This window comes from Thioalkalivibrio denitrificans (genome assembly GCF_002000365.1).
Taxonomy (GTDB): Bacteria; Pseudomonadota; Gammaproteobacteria; order Ectothiorhodospirales; family Ectothiorhodospiraceae; genus Thioalkalivibrio_A; species Thioalkalivibrio_A denitrificans.
Window position 1 is genome coordinate 1 of record NZ_MVBK01000153.1, and the last position, 3745, is coordinate 3745.

The following is a 3745-nucleotide window of genomic DNA, read 5'->3' on the forward strand; positions in this document are numbered from 1 at the left end:
CCCAACGAACAGGGCCCCGCCAAAGCGGGGCCCTGTTCGTTGGGGCTTGCAGCCTCGTTCAGAGGCTGTAATACATATCGTACTCAACAGGATGCGTGGTCATCCGCATGCGCGTCACGTCCTCCATCTTCAGGCTGATGTAGGCATCGATCATGTCGTCGGTGAACACGCTGCCCGCCTTGAGGAACTCCCGGTCCTTGTCCAGGGCGGCGAGCGCCTGGTCCAGGGCATGGCAGACTTGCGGGATCTGCTTTTCCTCTTCAGGGGGCAGGTCGTAGAGGTTCTTGTCCATGGCCTCGCCCGGGTGGATCTTGTTCTGGATGCCGTCCAGGCCCGCCATCATCATGGCCGCGAAGGCCAGATAGGGGTTGGCGGTGGAATCCGGGAAACGCACCTCGATGCGGCGGGCCTTCGGGCTCATTACGAACGGGATGCGGATGGAGGCGGAACGGTTGCGGGCGGAGTACGCCAGCATCACCGGGGCCTCGAAGCCGGGCACCAGACGCTTGTAGCTGTTGGTGGAGGCGTTGGTGAAGGCGTTCAGGGCGCGGGCGTGCTTGATGATGCCGCCGATGTAGTACAGCGCGGTTTCGGACAGGCCACCGTACTGGTCGCCGCTGAACAGATTGGTGCCATCCTTCGCGAGTGACATGTGCACGTGCATGCCGCTGCCGTTGTCGCCCACCAGGGGCTTGGGCATGAAGGTGGCGGTCTTGCCGTAGTTGTGGGCCACGTTCTGCACCACGTACTTGAGGATCTGCACCTCGTCGGCCTTGCGGGTCAGAGTTGCGGCGCCGACGCCGATCTCGCACTGGCCGGCGGTCGCCACCTCGTGGTGGTGCACCTCGGTGGTCAGGCCCATCTCCTCCAGGGCCAGGCACATGGCCGAGCGCAGGTCCTGCAGGCTGTCCACCGGGGGTACGGGGAAGTAGCCGCCCTTGACGGTGGGACGGTGGCCGATGTTGCCGCTCTCGAACACCTTCTCGGAGTTCCAGGAGGCCTCGTCGGAGTCCACGCGGAAGAAGGAGCCGGAGATCTCGTTGCCCCACTTCACGTCATCAAACACGAAGAACTCGTTCTCGGGGCCGAACAGGGCGGTGTCGGCGATGCCGGTGCTGGCCAGGTAGGCCTCGGCACGCTGGGCGAGCGAGCGGGGGCAGCGGTCATAGCCCTGCATGGTGGCGGGCTCCACCACGCCGCAGCGGATGTTCAGGGTGGGCTCGTCAAAGAAGGGGTCCATGACGGCGCTGGCGGCGTCGGGCATGAGGATCATGTCGGACTCGTTGATGCCCTTCCAGCCGGCGATGGAGGAGCCGTCGAACATCTTGCCGCTCTCGAAGACGTCCTCTTCAATGGTGTGGGCGGGCACGGAAACGTGCTGCTCTTTGCCGCGGCTGTCGGAAAAACGGAAGTCAACGAACTTGACGCCGTTTTCCTTGATCATCTTCATCACATCTGCTGGGGACATGCCTGCGCCTCCGGAATTTTTTGGAGTGGATCGGAATCTCGTTTCGATTACGAAGGGGCCGCCTCACTTGTAACGTGGCCCCGTTTGCCAATCGTCTGCCCCCTGATGAAGCAGATTCCATGCCATGTGCCCGGCGGCGGCGCAATGCGCCCTGCGGGGGCGTGGGAATCATGTGTGTGCATCATTATAGTGCGCCCGAGGGCGGCCCGCTCGATTATGGTGCGCGAATGGGGGCCGGTCCGGGCCTCTCCCTGAAGAACACCACCACCTCTCCCACCTCGGGTACGCGTTTGCTGGCGGTCTGGAGGCTCTTGACCAGCCGGGCGGCCACATCCGGGTCTTCGGCCGAGGATCTCGGCAGGTACAGCTCCACGTGTATCCGCCCGCCCAGATAATGTAGCACCACGTTTTCCAGGTGGCGGGTTTCGGGAATGTCTGCCCATTCCCGGTGCAGGGCCTCGAGCACGGTGGTGCGGTCGGGGAGGTGGATTGCCGGTGGCTGGTGCTCGTCATCCTCCGGGTCGATGTGCACGGTGACGTCGATGACGTCCTCGAAGGCGTCGGTCACGGCCATGCGCACCCGTTCGCTGATCTGGTGGCCCTCCGAGATACTGATGCGCGGCGGCACCAGGATGTGGACGTCGGCCAGGGCAGAGCCTGCCATGCGTCGCGTACGCAGCATGTGCAGCCCCTTCACCCCCTCCACACCGAGAATGGTTTCGCGAATGCGCTCCACCTTCTCCTCTCCGAGACCGGTGTCGACCAGTTCGCGCGCGCTCTCCCATATCAGGCGCCCGCCCATGTGGGCAATCAGCGCCGCCACCAGCACGGCGGCCACGGCATCCAGGTAGGCGAACCCCGCCAACGTGCCTCCCACGCCCACCAGCACGACGATGGATGACACCACGTCCGAGCGATGGTGCCAGGCGTTGGCCTTGAGCAGGTTGGAGCGGATGCGTCTCGCCACCCGCATCGTGTAGCGGTACAGACCTTCCTTGAGGACGATGGCCAGTACCGCGACGGCCAGGGCCAAAGGTTCCGGGCTGAGCAGGCGCTCCGGATCCAGCATGCGCTGCACGGCGTCCCACGCGATGCCGAACCCCGTGGCCACCAGAAGCAGCCCGACGCCCACCGTCGCCAGCGTCTCGATGCGGGCATGCCCATAGGGATGATCGCTGTCCGGCTGGACATTGGCATGCCGACCGGCGAGCAGCACCACCCCGTCACTCAGGAGATCCGAGAGTGTGTGGGCCCCGTCCGCGATCAGGGCCTGGGACTGGGTGATCACACCGCCCACGATCTGCGCCATGGACAGCCCCAGGTTGGTGACCGCCGCCGTGAGCGTCACCCTGCGCATGGTCCGTTCGCGGGGTTTGCCGGGGACGAGTTCCGAGGTTTCGTTCATCCCGCCGAGTGTGATCGAAGGCTATTGCCGCTGGCAACGCCACGGGCCCGGATAATGCTGGTAACCACGAGGCTTACGAAGGGCACGAAGGGAAAGGATTGTTCTCTCGCGAAGGCGCGAAGCCCGCCAAGCAAGGCAAAGAAGGTCCCTTGGAACAAACAAACAGTGCGTAGATACTCCGTACTCGGTCAAGTCGTGTCGGGATGTTGATGCTGGGCAGTGCCGAGGCATTGAACGGGGGACCGGGCTGGAGTGAGCACGGCGAACTCCAACCGACAAGAATTCGCTTTCCTTAGCGGGCTTCGCGCCTTCGCGAGAGAAAATTTGTTCTTTCTGTCTCCTCCTACTGGCGGGTGTCGGGGCCGCCGATGGGGGTGGCGTCGGTGAGGGATTCCAGGGTGCGCAGGGCGTGGGTGCTGTGCTGGTGCTGCCACAGGTCCATGGCCTCCAGGGCGGAGAGGCTGCGGTTGCCGCCGTCCAGTTCGCGCATGGCCCGCAGCACGTCGGACAGGCGCACGAAGCCGTGGGCGAGGGCGTCGAACAGCTCGCTCAGCGACGAGCCCGGCTGGCGCTCGGCCACCTGCTGGTAGGCGGAGCGTCCCAGATCCACGAAGTAACTGACGCTCACCCGCCGCCGGCGCGCCCGTTGCGTGAACAGACCCGAGCACAGCAGGCAGTGATCGCCCACGTCCCGCAAGGCAACGGCCTGCGCGCGGGGCGCCTGGCGAAGGCCGCGCAGATAGTCCAGCGCCATGATGCGATGACCCGCCTCGGCATCCTCGGTGAAGCGCATCATGAGCAGCACCAGGTAGCTCTCCAGGGACTCCTCCAGGTCCACTTCCAGGCGTTGTGCCGCTTCCTGCACCAGGCGC

The 3745-nt window shown here is 64.9% G+C and carries 3 protein-coding genes; all 3 read right to left on the reverse strand.

Annotated elements, in window-relative coordinates:
* Positions 1-58: 58 nt before the first annotated feature.
* The gene (gene glnA, locus B1C78_RS17110; RefSeq protein ID WP_077280362.1) at positions 59-1468 is read right to left on the reverse strand and encodes a glutamate--ammonia ligase; all 1410 of its coding nucleotides are present in this window, start codon (positions 1466-1468) and stop codon (positions 59-61) included.
* A 214-nt stretch (positions 1469-1682) separates the two neighbouring features.
* Entirely contained in the window at positions 1683-2873 is a 1191-nt protein-coding gene (locus B1C78_RS17115; RefSeq protein ID WP_077280363.1) for a cation diffusion facilitator family transporter, read from the reverse strand.
* A 343-nt stretch (positions 2874-3216) separates the two neighbouring features.
* Positions 3217-3745 (reverse strand): hypothetical protein (locus tag B1C78_RS17120; protein WP_077280364.1); only part of this gene is annotated, 529 nt, incomplete at its 5' end.